This is a genomic window from Micromonospora sp. NBC_01740 (assembly GCF_035920365.1).
GTDB classification, from domain to species: Bacteria; Actinomycetota; Actinomycetes; order Mycobacteriales; family Micromonosporaceae; genus Micromonospora; species Micromonospora reichwaldensis.
The window spans coordinates 5,873,092-5,898,907 of the sequence record NZ_CP109150.1 but is presented as its reverse complement, the minus strand read 5'-3'; the positions used below and the strand labels follow the sequence as shown (position 1 = coordinate 5,898,907).

Here is a 25,816-nt window from a genome sequence, read left to right as displayed (position 1 = left end):
TGTCTGACATGACACGAACGGCACGGCGCGGCCTCGCGCTCGCCACCGCCATCACCCTGCTGGTCGCCTCCGCCGCCTGCACCGGGGACGACGGTGGCGGCGGCGGGGGCACGGTCCCCGGCGTCACCGACACCGAGATCGTGGTCGGCACGCACATGCCGCTCACCGGTCCGGCGTCCGCCGGCTATTCCAAGATCGCGCCCGCCACGAAGGCGTACTTCGACCACGTCAACGCCAACGGGGGCGTGCACGGCCGGAAGATCACCTACAAGATCATGGACGACGGCTACAACCCGGCGAACACCCAGCAGGTGGTCCGCCAGCTCGTCCTGCAGGACAAGGTCTTCGCCATCCTCAACGGGCTCGGCACGCCGACCCACACCGGCGTGCTCGACTTCCTCAAGAGCAACCGGGTACCTGACCTCTTCGTCGCCTCCGGAAGCCGCAGCTGGGACCAGCCCGACCGGTATCCGGGCACGTTCGGCTTCAACCCCGACTACACGGTGGAGGGCAAGATCCTGGCCCAGCACGTGAAGACCAGCCTGCCGGGGCGCAAGGTCTGCTTCCTCGGCCAGGACGACGACTTCGGCCGGGACAGCCTGGTCGGGGTGGAGAAGGTGCTCGGCGCCGGCGCGGTGGCGGCGAAGCAGACGTACGTCACCAGCAACACCAACGTGGCACCCCAGATCGGCGCGTTCAAGGCGGCCGGCTGCCAGGTGGTCATCCTCGCCACCGTGCCCGGCTTCACCGCCCTGGCGGTCGGCACCGCCGCCCGGCTGAACTTCAAGCCGCAGTGGCTGGTCTCCAACGTCGGCGCCGACCACCCGACGCTGGCCAAGCAGCTCGGCGCCGCGGCGGGCCTGCTCGAGGGCATGGTCGGCGCCAACTACCTGCCGATGCAGAACGACGCCGCCGACCCGTGGATCCAGCTCTTCACCAAGGTCAACAAGGAGTACAACGGGGACGCGCCGTTCGACGGCAACACCGTCTACGGCATGGCGGTCGGTTACCTCTTCGTGCAGGTACTCCTCGCCGCCGGCAAGGACCTCACCCGCGAGGCGGTCACCGAGGCCGTCCGCAAGGGCGGCTACCAGGGGCCCGGCCTGGCCCCGCTGCGCTACTCCGACACCGACCACTCCGGCTACGGCGGGCAGCGGCTGACCCGGGTGAGCGGCGGGACGCAGGCCTACTTCGGGCCGACGTACGAGACGGACGAGGGCGACGGGCCGGTACGCGAGCACACCGCCCCGCCGGTGGCGCCGCCGGCCAACGGGGTGCCGACGGCCTCCTGACCGGTCGCACCCGGCACCGGCCGGGCGTGGCGCGTCGGTCTCCCGGCCCGCCACGCCCGGTCGGCGTCAGCTCAGCCGCTCGACGACCATCGCCATGCCCTGGCCGCCGCCGACGCACATGGTCGCCAGCCCGATCTCCTGGTCGTGCCAGCGCAGCGAGTTGATCAGCGTGGTGGTGATCCGGGCGCCGGTCATGCCGAACGGGTGGCCCACCGCGATCGCGCCACCGTTGACGTTGAGCCGGTCCCAGTCGACCCCCAGCTCCCGGGCGCTGGGCAGCACCTGCGCGGCGAACGCCTCGTTGATCTCGACGAGGTCGACGTCGTCGACGGACATGCCGGCCCGGCGCAGCGCCTGCCGCGACGCCGCCACCGGCCCGAGCCCCATGATCTCGGGGGAGAGGGCGCTCAGGCCGGTGGAGACGATCCGGGCCAGCGGGGTGACGCCCAGCTCCCGCGCCCGTACGTCCGACATCACGACGAGCGCGGCGGCGCCGTCGTTGAGCGGGCAGCAGTTGCCGGCGGTCACCGTGCCGTCAGGCCGGAACACCGGCGGCAGCGCCGCCACCGCCTCCAGGGTCACCCCGGCGCGCGGCCCGTCGTCGGCGGCCACCACCGCCCCGCCGGGGACGGTGACCGGGGTGATCTCGCGGGCCCAGAAGCCGTCGGCGATCGCCTTCTCGGCCAGCAGCTGCGACCGTACGGCGAACTCGTCCTGGCTGAGCCGGGACACCCCGCGCAGGTGCGCCACGTTCTCGGCGGTCTGTCCCATCGCGACGTAGACGTCCGGCAGCTCGCCGTCCTCGCGCGGGTCGTGCCAGCCCGACAGGTCGCCGGCCGCCCTGGTCGCGGTGCGCTCCAGGGCCCCGGCGAAGGCGGGATTGGTGGTGCCGGGGTGCCCGTCGGCGCGACCCCGGTCGTAGCGGGAGACGCACTCCACCCCGACCGAGAGGAAGGCGTGGCCCTCGCCCGCGCGGATGGCGTGCAGGGCCATCCGGGTGGTCTGCAACGACGACGAGCAGTACCGGTTGACGGTCGTGCCGGGCAGGTGGTCCAGCCCGAGCAGGGTGCCGACCACCCGGGCGAGGTTGTGGCCCTGCTCGCCCGCCGGCTGCCCGCAGCCGAGCATCAGGTCGTCGATCTCGCGCGGGTCGAGCGCCGGCACCTGGTCGAGGGCGGCGCGCACGATGGTGGCGGCCAGGTCGTCGGCGCGCAGGTCGCGCAGGGAGCCCTTGCGCGCGCGCCCGATCGGTGACCTGGCGGCGGCGACGATGACGGCTTCGGGCATGGGAGCGTCCTCTCCGGAGGGCGAACTATCTGCATCGACAGTGCTGTTATGCCGAGGTGCTGTCAATGGAATGTGACCTGTCCATCGACGTTCCGTCGTTGACGAGCGCCGGCCGCCCTCCTACTATCTGCATCGTGAATGCAGATTCGAGGCGACTCGCGGGCCGGGTCGCGCTCGTCACGGGCGCCAGTCGCGGCATCGGCCTGGCCGTCGCCCGCCGGCTCGTGGCCGAGGGCGCCCGCGTCGGACTGACCGCGCGACACCCGGAGGCCCTGGCCGAGGCGGTCGCGGCCCTGGGCGGGCCCACCCACGCCGTGGCCGTCGCCGGCCGGGCCGACGACGCGGGGCACCGACGGGCGGCGGTCGACGCCGTGACCGAGGCGTTCGGGCCGGTCGACGTGCTGGTCAACAACGTCGGCATCAACCCGGCGTACGGGCCGCTGGTCGAGCTGGACCTGGCGGCGGCCCGCAAGATCCTCGACGTCAACCTGGTCGGCACGCTCGGCTGGGTGCAGCAGGTCGCCGCGGGGATGGGCGAGCGCGGCGGCTGCGTCGTCAACGTCTCCTCGATCGCCGGCCGCACCCCGTCGCCCGGCATCGCCTTCTACGGGGTGAGCAAGGCCGCCGTCGACCACCTCACCGCGTGCCTGGCCGTCGAACTCGCCCCGAAGGTCCGGGTCAACGCGGTCGCGCCCGCCGTGGTGAAGACCCGCTTCGCGGCGGCGCTGCACGAGGGCCGGGAGGAGGAGGTCGCCCGGGCGTACCCGCTGGGGCGCCTCGGGCTGCCGCGGGACGTGGCCGGCGCGGTCGCCTTCCTCGCCTCCGACGACGCGGCCTGGATCACCGGGCAGACCCTCGTCCTCGACGGCGGGGTCAGCCTCGCCGGCCGGCCCGCCGGATGACCGCGCCGGGCCCGGGCCGGGGCCGGACGGTCGCCGGGTGGCCCGCGGCTAGACTCGGCGCGGCGGTACGGGCGACGTGACGGCGATGAGGAGGCGGGCGCGGATGGGCGGTGCCGAGGCGCCGGTCCGGGTCGACGGCCGGACCGCCCGGGCCGAACGCACCCGGGCGGCGATCGTCGAGGCGCACCTGGCGCTCATCTCCGAGGGGGACCTGCGGCCGACCGGCGAGCGCATCGCCGAGCGGGCCGGGATCTCGCTGCGGACGCTCTGGACCAACTTCAAGGACATGGAGACGCTGTTCGAGGCCAGCGGCGCGGAGCTGCTCCGGCAGCAGGACGCCGCCCACCGGCCGATCTCGCCGGCGCTGCCGCTGGCCCGGCGGGTCGACGCGTACTGCCGGCAGCGGGCCCGGCTGCTCCAGCTCATCGCCCCGTCGGCCCGCGCCGCCCAGATGCGCGAGCCGGTCTCCGGGCAGCTGCGCCGCAACCGCCTCAAGCACATCGCGCGGGTGCGCGACGAGGTCGAGCAACTCTTCGCCGCCGAGCTGGAGCAGGCCGGCCCGGACCGGGACCAGGTGGTGCACGCCCTGGTGGCCGCGAGCATGTGGCCGGCCTGGTCGATGCTGCGCGACGGGCTGGGACTGGGCGTGGACCAGGCCCGCGCGGTGATGACCCGGACGGTCGCCGCCCTGCTGGCCGACGTCGGCCCGCGCTGACGCGCGACGTGGGAAGGCGGCGCCGCCGGTCTTTCCATCGGGCTACCGATAGGTAACACTCGATTGCATGGTTACTGCATCGTCAGTGCAATTAGCCGTGTTGCGCGGCCGGGCCGACGAGTGCGCCGCGATCCGGCGCCTGCTGGGTGACCTGCCCACCGGCGGGGGAGCGCTGCTGGTCCAGGGCGAGCCCGGCTCCGGCCGGAGCGCACTCGTCGACTACGCCCACCGGCACGCCGAGGGCTGCACCGTCCTGGCCGGCACCGGGCTGCCCGAGGAGGCGGCCCTGCCGTACGCGGGGCTGCAACGGTTGCTGGACCCGGTGCTCGACCGGGCCGGCGCGCTCCCCGAACAGCAGCGGCGGGTGCTGCTGCGGGCGCTGGCCGGCGCGGGCTGCCCCGCCCACCGGCGCCTGGCGCTCTCCCTGGCCGTGCTCGGCCTGCTCGCCGCCGCCGCGCGGGACCGTCCGTTGCTGTGCACGATGGACGACGTGGACCGGGGCGACCAGCCCACCGCGGACACGCTGGCGTTCGTCGCCCGCCGGCTGCGCCGGTCGTCGGTGGCCGTCCTGCTCACCACGGCCGCGGACGTCCCCCTCGGCGGGATAGCCCGGCACCGGCTCCGCCCGCTCGACGACCGGGACAGCGCCGCACTGCTCGCCGACCGGCTGGCCGGCCGGCCGCCCGCACCGCCCGTGGCCGCCGCGCTCGCCGCGGCGGCCGGGGGCAACCCGCAGGCGCTCGTCGACCTGGCCGAGGTGCTCACCCCCGGCCAGTGCCGCGGGGAGGAACCGGTGCCCGAGACGCCCCCGCCCGACGGCAGGCTGGGCCGCGCCTACCGGGCCCGCCTGGACCGGCTGCCGGCCGACACCCGCCGCGTCCTGCTGCTCGCCGCGCTCGACGAGGACGGGGAGCCGGCCACCCTGGTCCGGGCCGCCCGGGTCGCCGGCACGGCGGTCGAGGCGCTCGCGCCGGCCGAACTCGCCGGCCTGGTCCGCGTCGAGCCGCGGTGGGTGACCTTCCCGCAGCCCCTCGTCCGGACCGTGGTCCGGGCCGTCGCGCCGCTGGCCGAGCGGCGCGCGGCGCACCTGCTGCTCGCCGGCGTGCTCGACGGGGCCGGGCACCGGCTGCGCCGGGCGGGGCACCTCGCCGCCGCCGCCCAGGGGCCCGACCCGGCCCTGGCCGCCGAGCTGGAGCAGGCCGCGACCGAGTGCGAGGGCGCGGGAACGGCGGCCTCGGCCGCGCTGCAACGGGCCGCCGAACTCACCGACGACCCGGCACGCGCCGCCGCCCGGCTGGTGGCTGCCGCCCGGTACGCCTGGTCGGCCGGCCGGACGCACCGGGCCCGACTGCTGCTGGGGAGCCTGCCCGCCGCCGTGGACGCCACCGAGGCGGGCCGGGCCGGGCTGCTGCGCGGCGAGCTGGAGCTGCGCGCCGGCCGGCCCCGGTCCGCGCCCGCCACGCTGCTGGCCGCGGCGGCCGCGCTGGCCGGCACCGATCGCGCGCTGGCCCTCGGCGCGCTGGTGCGGGCGGGCGAGGCCGCCTGCTTCACCGGCGACCAGTACCGCTACGCCGACGTCGCCCGGCGGGCGCAGCTGTTGCGCCGCCCCGACGACCCGCCCGCGACCGAGCTGCTGAGCGCCTACGTCGCCGGGACCGCGGCGACCCTGCGCGGCGATCACGAGCAGGCCGGGCCCGCCCTGCGTCGGGCGGTCGTCCTCGGTGGGCAGCTGACCGGGCCGGCGCTGACCCCCGGGGCACTGACCTGCGCGGCGGCGGCCGGGCTGCTGGTGGCCGTGGACGGCGCGGCGCACCGGCTCGCCGAGCGCGCCGTCGAGCTTGCCCGCGAGCGCGGGGAGCTGTCCGCCCTGCCCCGCGCCCTGGAGTTACGGGCGGCCGCCGAGTACTGGCTGGGCCGGCACGAGGCCGCGACGGACAGCTCCCGGGAGGGGCTGCGGATCGCCCGGGACACCGGCCAGGAGAACTGGGCCGGTGTGCACCTGGGCATGCTGGCGGTGCTGGCCGCCATCCGGGCCGACCGCGACACCGCCCTGCGCCGGATCCGGGAGATCGGCGAGGACCCGGGCGCGCACAGTCGGCCCCGCGCCCTCGCGCAGTGGGCCCTGGCGGTGCTCGACCTGGTCGACAACCGGCCGGCCGCCGCCGCCGCGCGACTGGCCGCGCTGGCCTGCCCCGGCACGGGCCGGGGGCAGGTGCTGGTCCTGGTGATGGCCACCCCGTACCTGGTGGAGGCGGCCGCCGCCGTCGCGGACCGGCCGGCGGCCGGCGCCGCCCTCGCCGTCTTCGACAGGTGGGCCAGCAGTACGGCGAGCCCGTCGCGCCGGGCCCTCTCCGCGCGCTGCCACGGGCTGCTCGCGCCCCGGGGCAGCGCCGAGGCGGAGCACGAGTTCCGCACCGCCCTGCGGCTGCACCCGACGGACGCCGGCGCGTTCGAGCGCGCCCGCACCGAGCTGCTCCTGGGCCGGGAACTGCGCCGCAGCCGCCGACCGCGCGCGGCGCGCGAGCACCTGCACGCCGCCCGGGAGGCGTTCACCCTGCTCGGGGCGGCCACCTGGGCGGAACAGGCCACCACGGAGCTGCGGGCGGCCGGGGAGTCGGTCGGCCCGCCGGAGGAGTCGGCGGCGCGACTGCTGACCGGCCAGCAGCTCCGGATCGCGCGGCTGGTCGCCGAGGGAGCCACCAACCGGGAGATCGCCGCCCGGATGTTCCTCTCCACCCGTACGGTCGACCATCACCTCCGCAACATCTTCCACCGCCTCAACATCCGCTCCCGCACGGAACTCGCCCGCGCCCTCTCCTGACCCTCTTCTGCCTCCGGCCCTGACCGGCGTCGATCATGCAGTTGTGGTGCCCCGCGAAAGCCGCGAAGTGGCATCGACCGCCCACCACAACTGCATGATCGACGCCGGTGGGGGGGGCGGGGCGGGGCGGGGAGGGGGAGCCCGGGGGTCAGGGGAGGATCACGGTGCGGGCGCCCTCGCCGCGGGACATGCGGGCGAAGGCCTCGGGGGCGCCGTCGAGGGTGGTCCGGTCGGTGATCAGATAGCCGAGGTCGAGGGTGCCGTCGAGTACGGCCCGGGCGAGCTCGGGCACGTCCCGGTCCGGGTCGGAGGAGCCGTAGACCGAGGAGCGCAGGGTCCGGGCCGAGTGGAAGATGTCCAGCGCGCCCAGCCCGACGATGTCGTCCTTGGCGCCCATGCCGACGACTGTCACCTGACCGCCCCGGCGGGTGGCGCGCCAGGCGGTGCGGATCGTGGCCGACCGCCCGACGCACTCCAGCGCGTGGTCGACGCCCCGACCTGCCGTCCGCTCCCGGACCGCCCGGCTGAGCGTCTCGTCGGCGAGCAGGAAGTCGGTGGCGCCGGCCGCGACGGCCAGCGCCTTCTTGGTCGGGGAGACGTCGACGGCGAGCACCTGGTCGGCGCCGGCGGCCCGCGCGGCGGCGACCACCGACAGCCCCACCCCGCCGAGGCCGATCACGGCCACCGACTCGCCGGGGGCCACCCTCGCCGTGCGGCGGACCGCGCCGACGCCGGTGAGCACGGCGCAGCCCAGCAGCGCCGCCGCCTCGAAGGGCAGCTCCGCGGGAACCGGGATGACGGCGGCCTGGGGCACCACCACCTCCTCGGCGAGGGCGCCGAGGCCGAGCGTGACGTGCAGCGCTTCGCCGGCCGGCGTGCGTCCCCGGGGGGCCGAGGGCGACCCCGTGCGCTCGCACAGCCACGGCTCGTCCCGCCCGCAGTACCAGCAGCTGCGGCACGGCGGGGCCCAGTTCAGCACCACGTGCGCGCCGGGCGCGACCCGCGTGACGGCGTCGCCGACCGCGAGCACCACCCCGGCCGCCTCGTGCCCCAGCACCAGCGGGTACGGGGGTGCCAGCGTGCCGTCGACCATGGACAGGTCGGAGTGGCAGACGCCAGCGGCGCGGACGCTCACCCGTACCTCGTCCGGGCCGGGGGCCGGCAGTTCGATCTCCTCCACCCGCAGCGGGGCGTCGACGGCCCGGACGACCAGCGCCCTCATCGCTGGATGGCCTTGACCTGGAGGAATTCCTCGAGCCCGTGCCGGCCCAGCTCCCGGCCGAGGCCGGACTGCTTGTAGCCGCCGAACGGGGCGAGCGGGTTGAACGGGGCGCCGTTGACGTCGACGGCGCCGGTACGCAGCCGCCGGGCCACCCGCAGCGCCCGCTCCTCGTCGCCCGACCAGACCGCGCCGGCCAGCCCGTAGCGGGAGTTGTTGGCGATTGCCACCGCCTCGTCATCGTCGTCGAACGGCATGACGGCGAGCACCGGGCCGAAGACCTCCTCCTGGGCCAGGGCGCTGTCGGGGTCGACGTCGGCGATCACCGTCGGGGCGACGAAGTAGCCCCGCTCGGGCAGCGGGGCGTCGGGCCCGCCGGCGACGAGCCGGCCCCCGTCGGCCAGCCCCCGGGCGACGTGCTCGCGGACCCGTTCCCGCTGCGCGGCGGAGACCAGCGGGCCGAGCCGGGTGGCCGGGTCGAACGGGTCGCCGAGCCGGTAGCCCGCCGCGGCTTTGGCGGCCAGGTCGAGGGCCTCGTCGTAGCGGTCGCGGTGCACGAGCAGGCGGGTCCAGGCGGCGCAGGTCTGGCCGGAGTTGAGGAAGGCGTTGCCGACCCCCACCTTGACGGCCGTGGCCAGGTCGGCGTCGTCGAGGACGATGCTGGCCGACTTGCCGCCGAGTTCCAGGGCGACCCGGGCGATCCGGTCGGCGGCGAGGTGGGAGATCCGCCGCCCGGTGGCCGTCGAGCCGGTGAAGGAGACCATGTCGACGTCCGGGTGCGCGGCGATGGCCTCGCCGACGACCGGGCCGGTGCCGGTGACCAGGTTGACCACCCCGGGCGGGAAGCCGGCCTCGTGGACGGCGTCGAAGAGCAGGTACGCCGTCAGCGGGGTCAGCTCGCTCGGCTTGAGCACCACGGTGCAGCCGGCGGCCAGGGCGGGGGCCAGTTTCGCGACGACCTGGTGCAGCGGGTAGTTCCACGGGGTGATCGCCCCGACCACGCCGACCGGTTCCCGGACCACCAGCGAGTTGCCGACCGTCTCGTCGGCCGGGGGGCGGGCGGCCAGCTCGACGTAGCTGTGCAGGACCGTCAGCGGCAGGCCGGTCTGGACCCGGGTGGCGACCTTCAGCGGGGTGCCGAGTTCCAGGGCGACGGTGCGGGCGATCTCGTCGGCCCGGGCGGAGAGCGCGGCGTGCAGCCGGTCCAGGCGGGCGGCCCGCTCGACGGGCGCGGCGTCGGCCCAGCCGGGGAAGGCGGCCCGGGCCGCCGCGACGGCGCGGTCGACGTCGGCGGGCGTGCCGGCCGGGACGGCGGCGACGACCTCCTCGGTCGCCGGGTTCCGCACCGCGACGGTCTCCCCGGCGCCGGCGGCGACCCACTCTCCGTCCAGGTAGAAGTCGGTCCGTGCGAGATCCATCGTGCCCCTCACGTACGTCGGCCGAAACTAGCAGCGCAAGTTTTGACTCTAGTACGCGTCGTCGGCCGGCGGGAGGGGCGGCAGCGGCCCGATGTGCTCCTCGTAGGTGCGCGACAGTCCGTGGATCAGCGCGTCGAGGCCCAGCGCGAAGGCGCCCTCGTCCACCCGCTGCTGGTGCTCGGCCAGCCGGTGGGCCTGGGTCAGGTGCGGGTACTGCTCCGCGTACAGCCCGGGGTCCTCGACGAAGCCCCGCGCGAACGAGCCCAGCGCCGAGCCGGCCACGAAGTAGCGCATGAGCGCGCCGACGTGGGTCGCCCGGGCTGGCGGCCACCCGGCGGCGACCAGCCCGCCGTAGACGGCGTCGGCCATGGCCAGCGCCGCCGGTCGGCGCCCCGGCCCCCGGGCCAGGTACGGCACGATGTTCGGGTGCGCGGCCAGCGCCGCCCGGTAGGAGTGTCCCCACCTGCGCAGCGCCTCGCGCCAGTCGACGCTGCCGAAGAACGACACGTCCACCTGGCCGGTGACGCTGTCGGCCACCGCGTCGAGGATCTCGTCCTTGGTGGCGAAGTGGTTGTAGAGCGAGGGTCCGCGTACCCCGAGTTCGGCGGCGAGCCGGCGGGTGGAGAAGCCCTCCAGCCCTTCGGCGTCGATCAGCGCGGCGGCGGTCTCGACGATCCGCTGCCGGCTGAGCAGCGCCTGCCGCGGCCGGGGCATCCGGTCCTCCTTCGCTCAGGGTGGTCCGTCGCAGACTCTGCCACAGCCGGGTCTGGACGGAATTAAACTTGCACCGCTAGTTTAAGCCTCATGGATCTGGAACTCTCCGCCGAGCAGGCGGCGGTCCGCCGGCTCGCCGCGGACTTCGTCGACCGTGAAGTGGTGCCGCACGCGGCCACCTGGGACCGCCGCGAGTCCGTGGATCCGGACATCGTCGGCAAGCTCGGCGACCTGGGCTTCCTGGGGCTCACCATCGGCGAGGACGACGGCGGTTCGGGCGGCGACCACCTCTCCTACTGCCTCGTACTGGAGGAGCTCGGCCGGGGCGACTCCGCCGTGCGGGGCATCGTCTCGGTCTCCCTCGGCCTGGTCGCCAAGTCGATCGCCGCGCACGGCTCCGCCGAGCAGCGGGAGCAGTGGCTGCCCCGGCTCTGCTCCGGCGCGGCGCTCGGCTGCTTCGCGCTGACCGAGCCGGACAGCGGCTCCGACGCCGCCGCGCTGACCACCCGGGCGGTCCGCGACGGCACCGACTGGCTGATCACCGGCGCGAAGATGTTCATCACCAACGGCACCACGGCCGACGTCGCGCTGGTCTTCGTCCGCACCGGCGGCCCGGGACACCGGGGCATCAGCGCGTTCCTGGTGCCCACCGACGCGCCGGGCCTGACCCGGCGGGAGATCCACGGCAAGCTGGGCCTGCGCGGGCAGGCCACCGGGGAGCTGCGCTTCGACGGCGTACGGGTGCCGGAATCCGCGCTCCTCGGCGAGGAGGGCGCCGGCTTCCGGCTCGCCCTCGCCACCCTGGCCAAGGGCCGGATGTCCGTGGCTGCCGGCTGCGTCGGCATCGCCCAGGGCTGCCTGGACGCGGCCGTCGGCTACGCCGGGCAGCGCACCCAGTTCGGCAAGCCCATCGCCGGCCACCAGCTCGTGCAGCAACTGCTCGCCGCCATCGCCGTCGACACCGACGCCGCGCGGCTGCTGGTGTGGCGGGTGGCCGACCTGATCGACCGGGGCGAGCCGTTCGCCACCGAGGCGTCGATGGCCAAGCTCTTCGCGAGCGAGGCCGCCGTGCGCGCCGCCAACAACGCGGTCCAGGTCTTCGGCGGCTACGGCTACATCGACGAGTACCCCGTCGGCAAGTACCTGCGCGACGCCCGCGTCGCCACCCTCTACGAGGGCACCAGCCAGATCCAGCAGCTGCTCATCGGACGCGCGCTCACCGGCGTCAACGCCTTCTAGAGCCAGGAGGAACCGTGACCAGATTCGCCGACCGGGTCGCCGTCGTCACCGGCGCCGCGCAGGGCATCGGCGCGGCCACCGCGCACCGACTCGCCGCCGAGGGCGCGGCCGTCGCGGTGGTGGACCTCGACGCCGTGCGCGCCCGGGCCGTCGCCGACGAGATCGCCGCCGCTGGTGGCCGGGCCGTCGGCATCGGCTGCGACGTGACCGACGCCGAAGCCGTCGCCGCCATGACCGACCAGGTGGTCCAGGCGTACGGGGGGCTGCACGTGCTCGTCAACAACGCCGGGATCACCCGCGACAACCTGCTGTTCAGGATGCCGCTGCCCGAGTGGGAGGCGGTGCTGACCACCAACCTGACGAGCATGTTCCTCTGCTGCCAGGCGGCGCAGCAGCACATGGTGGCGGCCCGCTACGGCCGGATCGTCAACCTCAGCAGCCGCTCCGCGCTGGGCAACCGGGGCCAGGTCAACTACGCGGCGGCCAAGGCCGGCGTGCAGGGCCTCACCGCCACGTTGGCCGCCGAGCTGGGCCCGTTCAACGTGACCGTGAACGCGGTCGCGCCCGGCTACGTGGCGACCGCGATGACCGCGGCCACCGCCGAGCGGGTGGGCAGCAGCCCCGAGGAGCACCAGCGGGCGGTCGCCGAGCACACCCCGCTGCGCCGGGTCGCCCAGCCCGCCGAGATCGCCTCGGTGATCGCCTTCCTGGCCAGCGACGACGCCTCGTACGTCAGCGGCCAGACCCTGTACGTCAACGGCGGCGCGCGCTGAGCCGCGCGTAGCACCGCACCGACCCCGGAGGGGACATGGACTTCGCGCTCTCGGACACCGAACGGGCCATCCGCGACACGGCCCGCGACTTCATCGCCAGGGAGGTCATGCCGCTGGAGCCGGAGCTGCTGCGGCGCGAACGCGCCCACCGGCCCGGGCTGGAGCCGGACGAGCTGCGCGAGTTGCAGCTCAAGGCGCGGGCGTTCGGCTTCTGGGGGCTGGCCACCCCCGAGGCGTACGGCGGCATGGACCTGCCGGCCGTCACCCAGTCGCTGATCTGGACCGAGATCGGCCGCTCGTACGTGCCGTTCCGCTTCGGCGGCGAGGCCGACAACATCCTGTTCCGGGCCAACGAGGAGCAGCAGCGGGAGTTCCTGGTCCCGACGATCGAGGGGGAGCGGCGTAGCTGCTTCGCGATCACCGAGCCGGGCGCCGGTTCCGACGCCGCCAACATCCGGCTCAGCGCCCGCCGCGACGGCGGCGACTGGGTGCTCAACGGCGAGAAGACCTTCATCACCGGCGGCAACGAGGCCGACTTCGCCATCGTCATCGCGGTCACCGACCGGGAGAAGGGCCCCCGCAACGGCGGCGCCACGGCCTTCCTGGTGGACCGGTCCATGGGCTGGCGCTCGGAGTTCATCCAGACCATGGGCGAGGGCGGGCCGGCCGCGCTGGTCTTCGACGACGTACGGGTGCCGGAGCGGAACATCCTCGGCGAGCCCGGCCAGGGCTTCGCGCTCGCGATGGAGTGGATAGGCAAGGGCCGTTACACCATCCCCTCGCACGCGGTCGGCATCGCCGAGCGGGCGCTGCGGATGGCGATCGACCACGCCACCACCCGGCAGACGTTCGGCCGGCCCATCGGCGACAACCAGGCGATCCAGTGGATGATCGCCGACTCCGAGACCGAGCTGGAGGCGGCCCGCTGGCTCATCCTGCGGGCGGCCTGGACCGTGGACCAGGGCATGGACCCGCGGCACGCCTCCTCGATGGCGAAGCTCTACGGCGCCGGCATGGTCAACCGGGTGGTGGACCGCGTGCTGCAGATCCACGGCGGCATGGGCTACACCCGGGAGCTGCCCGTCGAGCGGTGGTACCGGCAGGTCCGGCTCTACCGGATCTTCGAGGGCACCGACGAGATGCAGCGGCTCATCATCGCGCGGGACCTGCTGCGCGGCTACACCCGACTGGGAGGGCACCTGGCATGAGGACCTTCGACTCCGTCGACGAGCTGGCCGCCGCGGTCGGGGAGACCCTGGGCCCGGGGCCGTGGCAGCGCATCGAGCAGGGGCGCGTCGACCTGTTCGCCGACGCCACCGACGACCACCAGTGGATCCACCTCGACCCGGAGCGGGCCGCCGCCGGCCCGTACGGGGGCACTATCGCGCACGGCTTCCTCACCCTGTCGCTGCTGCCGGCGCTGGTGGGGCGGCTCTACCGGGTACGGGGTGTGCGGATGGGGGTCAACTACGGGTTGAACCGGGTGCGGTTCCCCGCCCCGCTGCGGGTCGGCACAGCGGTCCGGGCCGTCGCCACCATCGCCGAGGTGTCGCCGGTGGCCGGCGGGGTGCAACTGGTCACCGCCGCGACCGTGGAGTGCGACGCCGGCGGCAAGCCGGTCTGCGTCGCCGAGACGGTGAGCCGGCTCCACGTGGGACCGGCGGCCTCCTGAACCACGGGCGGCACCAGCCGCGCGTGGCGGGGACCACATGGTTAGCGCCTTGTTCGGGAGTTTCTGTCGCTTTTATCCATCGGCCGTTCGGTTGATATGGCGACGGCCGTTGGTCTAGGGTGGTGGCACTGCGGTCGCCGGTACCCGGCGTCGCCGCATCTGTAGGACAGGAAGGGCAGCATGATCACCACGACGACCGCGCCGACCACCACCACCGACGCCACCACCACGGCCCCCGGTGACGAGACCCGCGCGAGTGAGCTGACCGCCGCCCTCGCCGCCCTGCCGGAGGGGCACCCCGACCGGCCGGCGCTGCGGGCGCGGGTGATCGAGGCGTGGCTGCCGCTGGCCCACCACCTCGCCTTCCGCTACAGCGGGCGCGGCGAGCCCAACGGGGACCTGGCCCAGACCGCCGCCCTCGGGCTGATCAAGGCCGTGGACCGGTTCGACGCCTCCCGTGGCGTGGACTTCGCCGGCTTCGCCATCCCGACGATCCTCGGTGAGATCAAGCGTCACTTCCGCGACCGCACCTGGAACATCCGCGTGCCGCGCCGCCTGCAGGAGCTGCGGCTGCGCATCTCCGAGGCCAACGGCACCCTCACCCAGACGCTCAACCGCGCGCCGACGGTCGCCGACATCGCCGTCCACCTCGGCGTCACCGAGGAAGAGGTCCTGGAGGGGCTCGAAGGCGCCCGCGCCTACAACGCGGTCTCCCTGTCCACCCCCATCGGCGACGGCGACAGCGCCACCGAGCTGGGCGACACCCTGGGCGCAGAGGACAGCGAGTTCGAGCTGGCCGAGCTGCGGGTCGCCCTCGGCCCGGCGCTCGCCACCCTCGACGAGCGGGAGCAGAAGATCCTCACCCTCCGCTTCTACGGCAACCTGACCCAGAGCGAGATCGCCACGCAGGTCGGCGTCTCCCAGATGCACGTCTCCCGCCTGCTCGCCCGCGCGTTGGGCAAGCTGCGCGGCCAGCTCGAGGGCAGCCGCTGACGACACCCCCGCGGCGGGCGGCCACGTAGCCGTCCGACACCCGCCTCGACGTACCGTCCTCGTCCGCCCCGCCGTGCCCGGCGGGGCGGACGAGTCCGTTTCCGTATGGGTGGCCGGTCCGCCTCGTGGCCCTGTCTTCCAGGTTGCCGTGTTGGGCGCCGCACCCACCGCATCCGTGCGGTGTCGGCGACGCGCCCTGTGGTCGCCGGGGGTGGCGATGCCACCATCAGACCATGGTGGATGTCGATGTATTTCGGCGTGGGGCGCAGGCCCGGGCAGCGGTGATGACGGCGCGGTTGCGCCGGTTGGTGACCTGCGAGTCGCCGCCGGGGCGGGGCCGGGAACTGGCGACCTGCGCCGACCTGCTCGAGGCGTGGGGCGACGCCGCGCTGGGCCGGCGGGGGCGTCGTGTCGTCCTCGACGGACTGCCGCACCTGCTCTGGGCGGCCCCCGACCAACGCGTGCTGCTGCTGGGCCACTACGACACGGTCTGGCCGGCGGGCACCATCCGGGACTGGCCGTTCACGATCACCGGAAGCACCGCGACGGGGCCCGGGGTCTGCGACATGAAGGCCGGGATCGTGCAGATGCTCACCGCGCTGGAACTGCTGCCGGACACCTCGCGGGTGGGGCTGCTGCTCACCTGCGACGAGGAGAGCGGGTCGGCCACCTCCCGGCCGCTGATCGAGGAGCAGGCCCGGCGCTCCGGGGCGGTGCTGGTCGGCGAGCCGAGCACCGAGGGCGGCGATCTGAAGGTCGCGCGCAAGGGCGGCTCCGTCTACCGGATCACGGTGCGGGGCCGGGCGGCGCACGCCGGTGTCGAACCGCACCGGGGCGTCAACGCCGGGGTCGAACTCGCGCACCACGTCCTCGCGGTGCAGGCCTTCGCCGCGGGGGAGACGAGCGTGACCCCGACGGCCCTCACCGCCGGCACGATGACGAACGTGGTGCCGGAGTCCGCGGTCCTCTGCGTCGACGTACGCGCCTGGACCCGCGAGGAGCTGCACCGGGTGGACCGGCTGGTCCGCGAGCTGACCCCCCGGCTGCCCGACGCGCGGTTGGCCGTCAGCGGCGGGATCAACCGGTACCCGCTGCCGGCCTCGGTGTCGACGCCGCTGCTGCGGGTCGCGCAGTCGGTGGCGGTGGACCTCGGGCTGCCGGCCGTACGCGGCGTCGCCGCCCCGGGCGCCTCCGACGCCAACTTCACCGGCGCCCTCGGCGTACCGACCCTGGACGGTCTGGGTGGGGTGGGGGGCCTGCCGCACGCGCGTGGCGAGTACGTCGACGTCGCGCGGATGCCGGAGCGCACCGCGCTGCTGGCCGCCCTGACGGCCCGCCTCCTCGCCACGCCCGGCCCGACCGAAGCCGCCGAGGAGCACCGGCCGCTCGGCGCGGTACCCGCCGGGCAGGGCTCGTCGACGGACGGGTGAGCCGCCCACCCGCCCCGGGCGGCGGCCGGCGGTCGAAGTTCCGCACGGTTGCGTAAACGCGCCCGGCGCCGTTGGGCGATGCTGGATCCGTCGATCACGCGGGAGGCGTTCATGGCTGGAATGACCGGTGACCCCGGACCCGACTCGCCGCTGGCGGCGGCGGGGGACATGGTGCACAACGCGCGTACCTTCGCCGACCGGATGGCCGCCAGACGCTCCATCCGGCACTTCTCGCCGCAGCCGGTGCCGATGGAGGTCATCGATGAGGCGATCCGCGCGGCGGCGACCGCGCCGAGCGGCGCGAACCTGCAACCGTGGCGGTTCGTCGTAATCACCGACGCGGCCCGCAAGCGCCGGCTCCGGGAGGCCGCCGAGGCCGAGGAGCGCGAGTTCTACGCCCGGCGCGCGTCGGCGCAGTGGCTGGAGGCGATCGCCCCGATCGGTACGGACTGGCACAAGCCCTTCCTGGAGGTGGCGCCGGTCGTGATCGTGGTGTTCGAGGTGCACCAGGGTCCCCGGTCCCCGAAGCCCTACTACGTCAAGGAGTCCGTGGGCATCGCGGTCGGCGTGCTGATCACGGCGCTGCACCACGCCGGCCTGGCCACCCTGACGCACACGCCGAGCCCGATGCGCTTCCTCAACGAGGTGTGCGAACGCCCGCCGGAGGAGCGCCCGTACCTGGTCATGCCGGTCGGCTATCCGGCGCCGGACGCGACGGTGCCGGACCTGGTCCGCAAGCCGCTGCCGGAGGTCCTGATCCGGCGGTGACGGCCCCTTCCCCGCGCCGACGCGGGCCGGCCGAATATCACCGTTCTCGTAAACAATCAATGATCCGCGCGTAATGAAGTGCCGCACGTTGGAAGATGCCGCGCTGCGCCGTGGCAACCAAGATTCTTTTCGCAACTCCTGTGACGGACCGATCGGTGATTCGCCGGCCGGCGGTGCGTCCGGGTCTTGGCGGGCTTCGGGGGCCCCGCCCCCGCCCCACCCTGGCCCGGGCTGACGCTCCCGCCGCCGGTCGTGCCCGGCTCGACCAGAAAGGGTGTACATGTCCGTGGATTCGATGGAGGTCGCTGGCCTCCGGGACGCATGGGTCAGGCTCGGCGACACGGAGCTGACCTCGCGCCTGCTCGTCGGTATCGAGCAGTACACGTCGCCGTCGGTGATCCGCCAGGTGCTCGAGGCGACCGGTTCGCAGGTCTTCATCACCACCGTGGACCCCGACAACAACCGTTCGAGTCTCCTGCTGTCCGATCTGGCCGACGAGATTCCCATCGAGCAGTACCTGTGGATCGGCACCACCTCGTTCGCCCGGTCGGCCGAGAGCGCGTGGAAGACCGTCAACATCCTGCACGACGCCTACGGCATCACCGTGTTCAAGCTGGACGTCCGCGGCCGGACCAACGAGCCGGACAACCGGGCCACCGTCGAGGTCGCCGCCCAGCTGCGCGAGCAGGGCTGGGAGGTCATGCCGTTCATCCTGCCCGACCTCGCGACCGCCAAGGAGTTGGCGGCGCTCGGCTGCTCGGCGCTGCGCGTGATGAGCGCCCCCGTGGCCTCCGGCCACGGCATCCCCGACCCCGGCCCGATCCGCCAGATCATCGACACGGTCGACATTCCGGTGGTCGTCGAGGGCGGGCTGGGCAGCGCCCGGCACGCCACCCTGGCGATGGAGCTCGGGGCGGCGGCGGTACTGGTCAACACCGCCCTGGTGAAGGCCCGGGAGCCGATGCTGATGGCGCAGGCGATGAAGCACGCCGTGGAGGCCGGTCGGCTGTCGTACCTGGCCGGCGCCATGCCCGGCGACGAGATCCCCTACTGACCGAGGAGCCGACCATGGCCGTCGAGGTGTGCATCCCGACCGTGTTCCGCAACTACACCAGTGGCAGCAAGTACGTGACCGCGGACGGCTCGACCGTCGCCGAGGTGCTGGCCGACCTCGAGGCCCGGCACCCGGGGCTGGGCAGCCGCGTGATGGGGGAGGACGGGCAGCTGCGCCGCTTCGTCAACCTCTACATCAACGACGTCGACGTGCGCACCAGCGGGATGCTCGACTCCCGCCTGCGCGACGGCGACTCGCTGACCATCCTGCCCGCCGTGGCGGGGGGCTGATGGCGTCCGGACCGGTCCCTGTCTTCGCCGGTGTGCTGTTCGACCTGGACGGCGTCCTGATCGACTCGACCGAGGCCATCCTGTCGCTCTGGCGGGGCCTGGCCGCCGAGCACGATCGGGCGCTGTCCGCGTCGGCGATCCGCGACGACGTGCTCGGCTGCTCCCCGGAACACTCGGTCTCGGCGCTCTTCGGCGACCTCGACGCCGACACGCGGGAGGAGATCCTGCGCCGGGTGCGGGTCGCCGAGACCGACCTCGCGTTCGTCGAGGTGCCGGGTGCCCGGGAGATCCTGGCGACGCTCGGCGGCGCCGGTGTCCGGCTGGCGCTGGTCACCGGCGCCTCCGCGCGCCGGGCCCGGCGGGTGGTGGCGCACCTGGGCGTCGCCGCGGCCTTCGACGCCATGGTCACCTGGGGCGAGACGGCGCGCGGCAAGCCGGCGCCGGACTGCTACCTGCTCGCGGCGCGCCGGCTCGGGCTGGCCCCGGCGGGCTGCCTGGTCGTCGAGGACGCCCCCAGCGGCGTCCGCGCGGCCTCGTCCGCCGGGGCGGTGACGGTCGGCGTCGGCGACGCGCCGGCCCTGCGGGCCGCCGGGGCGACCTGGACCGCGCCGGACCTCGCCGCGCTGAGCGTCGCCCGCGCCGCCGGCGCGGTCGAGCTGCGCCTGGCCGGCGCCCCGATCGCGGGCCTGTCCACGGTCGCGGGGCCGGCCACGCTGTCGGGGACGCGGGCGTGAGCGCCGGCCGCCCGCTGCGGGTCTTCTTCGCCACCTCCGAGGTGGCGCCCCTGGTCAAGGTGGGCGGTCTCGGGGATGTCGCCCGGGCCCTGCCCCGGGCGCTGGCCGGCCGGGGGCACGACGTACGGCTGTTCCTGCCCGGCTACGCGGGGCTGCCGGACGGCCGCCGGGTCGGCACGGTGGCGGTCGCGGCGGGCTCGGCGCGCGCCGAGTTCACCGTCGACGACCTGGGCGACCACGACGGCGTCCGGTACCTCACCCTGCGGACGCCGCAGCATCCCGACTGGCAGCGGCCCGAGGGGTACGTGGAGAAGCACCTGTCGTCCTTCGTGCTGTTCTCCCGGGCGGTCGCCGAGTTGGCCGCGCGGTCGGCGAGCCCGCCCGACGCGGTGCACTGCAACGACTGGCACGTCGGGCACGTCCCGGCGTACCTGCGCGCCCTCGACGCGTCGCCGCGGACCGTGATGACCATCCACAACCTCGCCTACCAGGGGTTGTTCCCGCACGACAAGGCCGACGAGCTGGACCTGACCCGCTACGGCACCGGCAACCTGCTGGCCCAGGGCATCCGGTATGCCGACGCGGTCACCACCGTCAGCGCCCGCTACCGGGACGAGACCCTCGCCCCCGCGCACGGGGTCGGGCTGCAAGGGTTGCTGCGGGCCCGGGGCGAGGACTACCACGGGATCCGCAACGGGGTCGACTACGACGACTTCGACCCCGCCACGGACCCGCACCTGCCGGCCCGCTTCGACGTGCACGACCTCGCGGGCAAGGCGGTGGCGAAGCGCGCGCTCCAGCAGCGCAGCGGCCTGGCGACGGATGCGGAGGTGCCGCTGTTCGCCTTCGTCGGCCGGTTGGTCGACCAGAAGGGCGTCGACCTGCTGCTGGAGGGCATCGACGAGATCGCCGCCCTCGGCCTGCAACTCGTCGTCGTCGGCGTCGGGGCCGAGTACGAGCGGTCGTTCCGCCGCGCCGCCCGCTACTACCCGCACGTCGCCTACCACCCGGACAGCGGGGAGGCGATCGCCCGGCTGGCGTACGCCGGCTCGGACGCCTTCCTGGCGCCCTCCCGGTTCGAGCCGTGCGGGCTGGCGCCGCTGATCGCGCTGCGCTACGGGTCGGTGCCCGTGGTGCGGCGGGTCGGCGGCATGGCGGAGACGGTCGCCGCGACGGGGCTCGGCTTCTCGTTCGACGGCTACCGCGCGCCGGACCTGGTCGACCTGATCGCGCAGGTGGTCGCGCGCTGGGCCGACCGGCAGGCGTGGGCGCGGTTGCGGGAGCGCGGCATGCGGGCCCGGTTCTCGTGGGACGAGGCCGCCGAGCGGTACGAGCAGTTGTACGTGCGCGCGCCGGCGCACGGGACAGGACGGGAGGACGACTCGGGTGCCGGTCAACCGACGTAGCGGGATCCTGCTGCATCCCAGTTCACTACCGGGCCGGTTCGGGGTGGGTGAGTTCGGGCCGGCCGCGATCGAGTGGCTGGACTTCCTCGCGGCCGCCGAGCAGAGCGTGTGGCAGATGCTGCCGCTCAACCCCGTCGGCGCGGACGGCTGCCCGTACCAGGCCAGCTCCACGCTGGCCGGCAGCCCGCTCTACGTCAGCGTCGAGCGGCTGCGCGACGAGGGTCTGCTCACCGCCGCCGACCTGGCGGACGTGCCGGCGCTGCCGCCGGACACCGTGGACTACCCGGCGGCGGGCGCCGTCAAGGCCGACCTGCTGGCCCGGGCGTACGCCGCCTTCACGCCGACCGCCGAGAGCGAGGCGTTCGCCCGGGAACAGGCGTGGTGGCTGGACGACTACGCCCGCTACATGACCCTGCGGGAGCGGTACGGCGGGCCGTGGACGAGCTGGCCGGCGCCGCTGGCCCGGCGGGACCCGGACGCGCTGGCCCGGCTCGACGACACCGAGCGGGACCGCCTCGACTACTACCGTTTCGAGCAGTACCTGTTCGCCTCGCACTTCACCGCCGTCCGCGACCATGCCCGCCGGCTCGGCATCGAGCTTATCGGCGACGTGGCCATGTTCGCCGGCACGGACAGCTGCGAGACGTGGGCGGCGCCGGAGCTGTTCCAGCTGGACGCGGCGGGCCGTCCGACCGCCGTGGCCGGGTTCCCGCCCGACGAGTTCAGCGCCGACGGCCAGGTCTGGGGCAACGCGCTCTACCGCTGGGAGCTGATGGCGGAGGACCAGTACGCCTGGTGGGTCGACCGGATCCGCCGGATGACCCAGCTGTACGACATGATCCGGCTCGACCACTTCCGGGGCTTCCTGCGCTACTGGGCCGTGCCGGTGGGCCGGCCGGCGAGTGCGGGGCGCTGGCGCGACGGGCCGGGCCCGTCGCTGTTCCAGGCCGTCCGCAAGGAACTCGGCGAGGTGGTGATGCTGGCCGAGGACCTGGGGCCCGCCTCGGCGGAGGTGCAGCAGCTGCGCATCGACGCCGGCATTCCCGGCATGCGGCTGCTCCAGTTCGCCTTCGCCGGCGACGAGAACCAGCATCTGCCGCACCACTACCCGACCGACTGCGTGGCCTACACGGGAACCCACGACAACGACACCACACTGGGCTGGTGGGAGGAGTCGAGCGCCGACCAGCGGCTGCGGGTGGAGCGCTACCTCGGGGGCGTACCGGACGGCATCTGCCGGTCGATGGCGCGGGCGGTCTTCGCGTCGGTGGCCGAGCTCGCCGTCCTGCCGTTGCAGGACGTGCTGGAGCTGGGCCCGGCGGCCCGGATGAACGTCCCGGGGCAGGCCGAGGGGAGCTGGCGGTGGCGGTTCCGGGCGGAGGCGCTGACCCCGGGCCTGGAGTTCCGGCTGCGCCGGCTGACCGAGACGTACGGCCGGGACCGGCGGGCGTCCACCCGACGGGCCAGGGGGTTCACCGGCTGATGGCGGCACCGACCTCCACGTACCGTCTCCAGTTCGGCCCCCACCTCGGTCTCCCCGACGCCGTCGTGCTGACCGACTACCTGGTCGACCTCGGTGTCGGCGCGCTCTACGCCTCCCCGCTGCTCGCCGCGGCGCCGGGCTCGACGCACGGCTACGACCTGGTCGACCCCACGCGCGCCGACCCGGGCCGGGGCGGCGAGCGGGCGCGCCTCGCGCTCGCCCGCCGGCTCGCCGAGGCCGGGCTCGGCTTCGTGGTCGACGTGGTCTGCAACCACATGGGCGTCGCCGACGCGGCGGCCAACCCGTGGTGGTCCGACGTGCTGCGGCACGGGCCGGAGTCCCGCTACGCCCGGTTCTTCGACGTCGACTGGTCGGCGGGGCCGCTGTTGCTGCCGGTGCTGGGCGACGACGGCGACGGCGGCGCGGCGGCCGAGGGGGAGCTGAAGCTCGCCGACGACTCGCTGGTCTACCACGAGCACCGGTTCCCGCTGGCGCCCGGCACCGGGCACGGCACGGTGGCGCAGGTGCACGGCCGGCAGCACTACCGGCTGGTGTCCTGGCGCCGGGGGGCGGCCGACCTGACGTACCGCCGGTTCTTCAACATCGACACGCTGGCCTGCCTGCGCACGGAGGACCCGGAGGTGTTCGGGGCGCTGCACGCCGAGACGCTGCGCTGGGTCCGGGAGGGGCAGGTCACCGGGCTGCGCGTCGACCATCCGGACGGCCTGGCGGACCCCTCGGGATACCTGCGACGGCTGCGGGCCGCGGCGCCCGCAGCGTGGATCGTCGTGGAGAAGGTGCTGGGCGTCGGCGAGGAGCTGCCGGCGGGCTGGCCGGTGGACGGCACCACGGGCTACGACGCGCTGGCCGAGATCTCGGGCGTCTTCGTGGCCCCGGCGGGCCGGCAGCGGCTGACCGAGGCGGCCGGCCTGACCGACACCGCGCTGGCCGACGTCGTGCGCGAGGCGCGCGAGCAGGTCGTCGCGACGATGCTGGTCGCCGAGGCGCGACGGGTGGAGGCGCTCGTCGCGGCGCTGCTGCCCCGCTGCCCGGCGGCCGAGCGCGCGGACGCCGTCCGGGCCCTGCTGGTGGAGTTTCCCGTCTACCGGTCCTATCTCCCGCAGCACCGCTGGGCGCTGGACGAGGCGGTCGAGCGGGCCGCCCGGCGTCGGCCGGCGCTGCGGGGGATCCTCACCGCCGTCCGGGACGAGATGGTCGCCCGGCCGACCGGCCCGCTCGCGGTGCGGGTGCAGCAGGCGACCGGCCCGGTGATGGCCAAGGGCGTCGAGGACACGGCGATCTACCGGCACAACAGCCTGGTCGCGGTCAACGAGGTGGGCGTCGACCCGGGCCGGTTCGGGGTGTCGCCGGGTGAGCTGCACGCGGCGAACGCGGCCCGGGAGGCCGGCTGGCCCGCCACCATGACCACGCTGTCCACCCACGACACCAAGCGCTCGGAGGACGTACGGGCCCGCCTGGCGGTGCTCAGCGAGCTGCCGGAGGCGTACGCCGAGCGCTTCCGCCGTTGGTCCGCCCGGCAGCCGTTGGGCGATCCCCTGCTCGAACCGCTGGCGTGGCAGACCCTGCTCGGCGCCTGGCCGATCGGCCCCGAGCGGCTCTCCGCCTACCTGCTCAAGGTCGCCCGCGAGACGCGGGTGCGCACGAACTGGCACGATCCCGACCTCGACTACGAGGACGGCGTCACGAGCTGGCCCGCCCGGGTGCTCGCCGACGGGTCCCTCACGGCGGAGGTCCGTGCCTTCGTCGACCGGATCGCCGCGCCCGGCTGGTCGAACTCGTTGGGCCAGAAGCTGCTGCAGCTCGCCGGTCCCGGGGTGCCCGACGTCTACCAGGGCACCGAGCTGTGGGACTACTCGCTTGTCGATCCGGACAACCGCCGCCCGGTCGACTTCGCGGCCCGCCGGCGACTGCTGGCGGAGATCGACGCGGGACGGACGCCGCGGGTCGACGACACGGGGGCGGCCAAGCTGCTGGTCACCTCCCGGGTGCTGCGGCTGCGCCGGGACAGTCCGCGGCTGTTCCGCGGTTACCGCCCGGTCCGTGCGGAGGGCGGCGCGGCGGAGCACCTCATCGGCTTCTCGCGCGGCGGTGACGACGGCGTCGTGGCGCTGGCCACCCGGCTGCCGGTGGGGCTCGCCGAACGGGGCGGCTGGGCCGACACCGTGGTGCCCCTGCCCGGTGACGCCGACGGCTGGGTGGACGTGTTCACCGGCGCGCCGGTCCGTTCGTCGGCGCCCCGCGTCGAGGACCTGTTCGGCCGCCTGCCGGTGGCACTGCTCGTCAAGAAAAGAGGATCATGAGCGTCGACGTGGAAACCACCGGCCGGCGACGGTCGATGGCGGCCCTGCTCGGTGGGGTGGCCGCCACCAACACCTCCATGGTGGGGGCCAGCACGGCGTCCACGCTGATCGGCGCGGAGGAACTGACCGAGCTCTGGAGCGGCGTGCCGAACGCGGCCGGCGTGCTGGGTACCGCCGCCGGCACGCTCTGGCTGGCCGCGCTGATGGCGCGTCGGGGCACCCGTTCCGCGCTGTCGCTGGGCTACCTGGTCGCGATCGTGGGCGCGGCGGTGGCCGGCGCGGCGGTGGCCTCCGGGCAGGTGTTGCTGCTGATCTTCGGCATGGTGCTGCTCGGGGTGGGCAACGGCGGGGCGCAGCTGTCGCGGTACTGCGCGGCGGACCTGTACCCGCCCCGCCGGCAGGGGCTGGCCGTCGGGGTCATCGTCTGGGCGGGCACCGTCGGGGCGGTCTTCGGGCCCAACCTGATGGAACCGAGCGCCACCGCGGCCAGCCGGCTGGGTCTGCCGGACCTGGCCGGGCCGTTCCTCGTGGCGCTGCTGGCGGCCGGCATCTGCGTGCTTGCCTCCGCCGCCATGCCCCGGTCGCGGACGGCGGCCCGGCGGGGCGCCAACGATCCGACCCCGGCGCAGGTGTGGCGACACCCGGTGGTGTCCGTCGCGCTGGTGTCCATGATCGCCGGGCAGCTGGCCATGGTCGCCCTGATGACCATGACGCCGCTGCACATGAGCAGCAACCACCACGGCCTCACGGCGGTGGGCGTGGTGCTCAGCGGCCACATGATCGGCATGTTCGCGCTGGCGCCGCTCTCCGGCTACCTGTCGGACCGTTTCGGCGGTCGGGCCGCGATCCTGATGGGCATCGGCCTGCTGGTCACCTCCGTCGTGGTGGCGTCGTGGCCGGCGGCCCACGGCAGCGGCCTCACCCGCCTGGTGGTCTCGCTCTTCCTGCTCGGCTGGGGCTGGAACCTCACCTTCGTCGGCGGTAGCGCCCTGCTCACCCAGGCACTGACCCCGGCCGCGCGGCGGGCGGTGCAGGGCCGGGTGGACGCCCTCGTGTGGGCCGCCTCGGCCGTGGCCAGCGTGGTGGCCGGGGTGGTGCTGGCGACCACCAACTACGTGGTGCTGTCGGTCGCGGCCGGGGTCGTCTCGCTGATCCCGGTGCCGATGCTGCGCCGCCGGCCGCCGGCCGAGGAGTCGGCCACCGCCCCCGAGCACGCCGACGCGGTGCGCTGACCCGGCGCGAGGCGGCACGTGCGAAGGTGCGGCCGTCGGGCGCGGCGGACGAT

Annotated in this window: 22 protein-coding genes; 18 read left to right on the top strand and 4 right to left on the bottom strand. The window is 74.8% G+C overall.

The window, feature by feature from the left end; all coding sequences use genetic code 11:
- Positions 1-8: 8 nt before the first annotated feature.
- On the top strand, positions 9-1,292 hold the full coding sequence (locus tag OG989_RS26065; RefSeq protein ID WP_327028775.1) for an ABC transporter substrate-binding protein: 1,284 nt from the start codon (positions 9-11) through the stop codon (positions 1,290-1,292).
- 66 nt (positions 1,293-1,358) lie between these two features.
- On the opposite strand, the gene OG989_RS26060 is transcribed toward OG989_RS26065, so the two are convergent.
- Positions 1,359-2,579, bottom strand: coding sequence for an acetyl-CoA C-acetyltransferase (locus tag OG989_RS26060; protein ID WP_327028774.1), 1,221 nt, complete (start codon positions 2,577-2,579; stop codon positions 1,359-1,361).
- A 134-nt stretch (positions 2,580-2,713) separates the two neighbouring features.
- On the opposite strand from OG989_RS26060, the gene OG989_RS26055 reads away from it, so the two are divergent.
- The 3 genes from OG989_RS26055 (at position 2,714) to OG989_RS26045 (ending at position 7,017) form a co-directional block, all read left to right on the top strand.
- A complete protein-coding gene (locus tag OG989_RS26055; protein ID WP_311410439.1) occupies positions 2,714-3,481 on the top strand; it encodes an SDR family oxidoreductase in 768 nt (255 codons plus the stop codon).
- Positions 3,482-3,584: 103 nt separating this feature from the next.
- A complete protein-coding gene (locus OG989_RS26050; protein WP_121401380.1) occupies positions 3,585-4,196 on the top strand; it encodes a TetR/AcrR family transcriptional regulator in 612 nt (203 codons plus the stop codon).
- 97 nt (positions 4,197-4,293) lie between these two features.
- Positions 4,294-7,017: a helix-turn-helix transcriptional regulator gene (locus OG989_RS26045; protein ID WP_327028773.1), complete on the top strand. Its 2,724-nt coding sequence runs from the start codon at positions 4,294-4,296 to the stop codon at positions 7,015-7,017.
- A gap of 148 nt (positions 7,018-7,165) precedes the next feature.
- Here the strand turns inward: OG989_RS26045 and OG989_RS26040 are convergent, their stop codons facing one another.
- From OG989_RS26040 to OG989_RS26030, 3 genes are read right to left on the bottom strand one after another with little or no spacing between them, the layout of a single operon-like run.
- On the bottom strand, positions 7,166-8,239 hold the full coding sequence (locus OG989_RS26040; RefSeq protein WP_327028772.1) for a Zn-dependent alcohol dehydrogenase: 1,074 nt from the start codon (positions 8,237-8,239) through the stop codon (positions 7,166-7,168).
- Entirely contained in the window at positions 8,236-9,654 is a 1,419-nt protein-coding gene (locus tag OG989_RS26035) for an aldehyde dehydrogenase family protein (protein WP_327028771.1), read from the bottom strand. Before OG989_RS26035 ends, OG989_RS26040 begins: the two co-directional genes overlap by 4 nt.
- Before the next feature lie 48 nt (positions 9,655-9,702).
- Entirely contained in the window at positions 9,703-10,368 is a 666-nt protein-coding gene (locus OG989_RS26030) for a TetR/AcrR family transcriptional regulator (RefSeq protein WP_327028770.1), read from the bottom strand.
- 90 nt (positions 10,369-10,458) lie between these two features.
- On the opposite strand from OG989_RS26030, the gene OG989_RS26025 reads away from it, so the two are divergent.
- The 14 genes from OG989_RS26025 (at position 10,459) to OG989_RS25960 (ending at position 25,763) form a co-directional block, all read left to right on the top strand.
- Positions 10,459-11,607: an acyl-CoA dehydrogenase family protein gene (locus OG989_RS26025; RefSeq protein WP_327028769.1), complete on the top strand. Its 1,149-nt coding sequence runs from the start codon at positions 10,459-10,461 to the stop codon at positions 11,605-11,607.
- Between the two features lie 14 nt (positions 11,608-11,621).
- A complete protein-coding gene (fabG, locus tag OG989_RS26020) occupies positions 11,622-12,380 on the top strand; it encodes a 3-oxoacyl-ACP reductase FabG (protein ID WP_327028768.1) in 759 nt (252 codons plus the stop codon).
- Between the two features lie 35 nt (positions 12,381-12,415).
- Entirely contained in the window at positions 12,416-13,588 is a 1,173-nt protein-coding gene (locus OG989_RS26015; RefSeq protein ID WP_151456679.1) for an acyl-CoA dehydrogenase family protein, read from the top strand.
- Complete coding sequence (locus OG989_RS26010; protein ID WP_151456678.1) at positions 13,585-14,052, top strand: MaoC family dehydratase; 468 nt, start codon at positions 13,585-13,587, stop codon at positions 14,050-14,052. The genes OG989_RS26015 and OG989_RS26010 overlap by 4 nt, the downstream gene beginning before the upstream one ends.
- A 180-nt stretch (positions 14,053-14,232) precedes the next feature.
- Positions 14,233-15,045: a SigB/SigF/SigG family RNA polymerase sigma factor gene (locus tag OG989_RS26005; RefSeq protein WP_151456677.1), complete on the top strand. Its 813-nt coding sequence runs from the start codon at positions 14,233-14,235 to the stop codon at positions 15,043-15,045.
- A gap of 284 nt (positions 15,046-15,329) precedes the next feature.
- Complete coding sequence (locus OG989_RS26000) at positions 15,330-16,475, top strand: M20/M25/M40 family metallo-hydrolase (RefSeq protein WP_327028767.1); 1,146 nt, start codon at positions 15,330-15,332, stop codon at positions 16,473-16,475.
- A 168-nt stretch (positions 16,476-16,643) separates the two neighbouring features.
- The gene (locus OG989_RS25995; protein WP_327031238.1) at positions 16,644-17,243 is read left to right on the top strand and encodes a nitroreductase family protein; all 600 of its coding nucleotides are present in this window, start codon (positions 16,644-16,646) and stop codon (positions 17,241-17,243) included.
- Positions 17,244-17,523: 280 nt separating this feature from the next.
- On the top strand, positions 17,524-18,297 hold the full coding sequence (locus OG989_RS25990; protein ID WP_225852181.1) for a thiamine biosynthesis protein ThiG: 774 nt from the start codon (positions 17,524-17,526) through the stop codon (positions 18,295-18,297).
- A 14-nt stretch (positions 18,298-18,311) separates the two neighbouring features.
- A complete protein-coding gene (locus OG989_RS25985) occupies positions 18,312-18,587 on the top strand; it encodes a MoaD/ThiS family protein (protein WP_132238266.1) in 276 nt (91 codons plus the stop codon).
- The gene (locus OG989_RS25980; RefSeq protein WP_327028766.1) at positions 18,587-19,321 is read left to right on the top strand and encodes an HAD family hydrolase; all 735 of its coding nucleotides are present in this window, start codon (positions 18,587-18,589) and stop codon (positions 19,319-19,321) included. The genes OG989_RS25985 and OG989_RS25980 overlap by 1 nt, the downstream gene beginning before the upstream one ends.
- On the top strand, positions 19,318-20,727 hold the full coding sequence (locus OG989_RS25975; protein WP_151454558.1) for a glycogen synthase: 1,410 nt from the start codon (positions 19,318-19,320) through the stop codon (positions 20,725-20,727). The genes OG989_RS25980 and OG989_RS25975 overlap by 4 nt, the downstream gene beginning before the upstream one ends.
- On the top strand, positions 20,708-22,210 hold the full coding sequence (gene malQ, locus OG989_RS25970; protein ID WP_151454559.1) for a 4-alpha-glucanotransferase: 1,503 nt from the start codon (positions 20,708-20,710) through the stop codon (positions 22,208-22,210). Before OG989_RS25975 ends, malQ begins: the two co-directional genes overlap by 20 nt.
- A complete protein-coding gene (gene treY, locus OG989_RS25965) occupies positions 22,210-24,531 on the top strand; it encodes a malto-oligosyltrehalose synthase (RefSeq protein ID WP_327028765.1) in 2,322 nt (773 codons plus the stop codon). The genes malQ and treY overlap by 1 nt, the downstream gene beginning before the upstream one ends.
- The gene (locus OG989_RS25960) at positions 24,528-25,763 is read left to right on the top strand and encodes an MFS transporter (RefSeq protein WP_327028764.1); all 1,236 of its coding nucleotides are present in this window, start codon (positions 24,528-24,530) and stop codon (positions 25,761-25,763) included. Before treY ends, OG989_RS25960 begins: the two co-directional genes overlap by 4 nt.
- Positions 25,764-25,816 lie beyond the last annotated feature (53 nt).

Bases quoted from the DNA above. Each gene is read 5' to 3' on its own strand.
- OG989_RS26010 (WP_151456678.1), top strand. From the start codon at position 13,585: ATGAGGACCTTCGACTCCGTCGACGAGCTGGCCGCCGCGGTCGGGGAG.
- OG989_RS25990 (WP_225852181.1), top strand. From the start codon at position 17,524: ATGTCCGTGGATTCGATGGAGGTCGCTGGCCTCCGGGACGCATGGGTC.
- treY (WP_327028765.1), top strand. From the start codon at position 22,210: ATGGCGGCACCGACCTCCACGTACCGTCTCCAGTTCGGCCCCCACCTC.
- OG989_RS26015 (WP_151456679.1), top strand. From the start codon at position 12,416: ATGGACTTCGCGCTCTCGGACACCGAACGGGCCATCCGCGACACGGCC.
- OG989_RS26025 (WP_327028769.1), top strand. From the start codon at position 10,459: ATGGATCTGGAACTCTCCGCCGAGCAGGCGGCGGTCCGCCGGCTCGCC.
- OG989_RS26065 (WP_327028775.1), top strand. From the start codon at position 9: ATGACACGAACGGCACGGCGCGGCCTCGCGCTCGCCACCGCCATCACC.
- OG989_RS26035 (WP_327028771.1), bottom strand. From the start codon at position 9,654: ATGGATCTCGCACGGACCGACTTCTACCTGGACGGAGAGTGGGTCGCC.
- OG989_RS25980 (WP_327028766.1), top strand. From the start codon at position 18,587: ATGGCGTCCGGACCGGTCCCTGTCTTCGCCGGTGTGCTGTTCGACCTG.
- OG989_RS25995 (WP_327031238.1), top strand. From the start codon at position 16,644: ATGGTGCACAACGCGCGTACCTTCGCCGACCGGATGGCCGCCAGACGC.
- OG989_RS26040 (WP_327028772.1), bottom strand. From the start codon at position 8,239: ATGAGGGCGCTGGTCGTCCGGGCCGTCGACGCCCCGCTGCGGGTGGAG.
- OG989_RS26030 (WP_327028770.1), bottom strand. From the start codon at position 10,368: ATGCCCCGGCCGCGGCAGGCGCTGCTCAGCCGGCAGCGGATCGTCGAG.
- OG989_RS25985 (WP_132238266.1), top strand. From the start codon at position 18,312: ATGGCCGTCGAGGTGTGCATCCCGACCGTGTTCCGCAACTACACCAGT.
- OG989_RS26050 (WP_121401380.1), top strand. From the start codon at position 3,585: ATGGGCGGTGCCGAGGCGCCGGTCCGGGTCGACGGCCGGACCGCCCGG.
- OG989_RS26060 (WP_327028774.1), bottom strand. From the start codon at position 2,579: ATGCCCGAAGCCGTCATCGTCGCCGCCGCCAGGTCACCGATCGGGCGC.
- OG989_RS25960 (WP_327028764.1), top strand. From the start codon at position 24,528: ATGAGCGTCGACGTGGAAACCACCGGCCGGCGACGGTCGATGGCGGCC.
- OG989_RS26000 (WP_327028767.1), top strand. From the start codon at position 15,330: ATGACGGCGCGGTTGCGCCGGTTGGTGACCTGCGAGTCGCCGCCGGGG.
- OG989_RS26005 (WP_151456677.1), top strand. From the start codon at position 14,233: ATGATCACCACGACGACCGCGCCGACCACCACCACCGACGCCACCACC.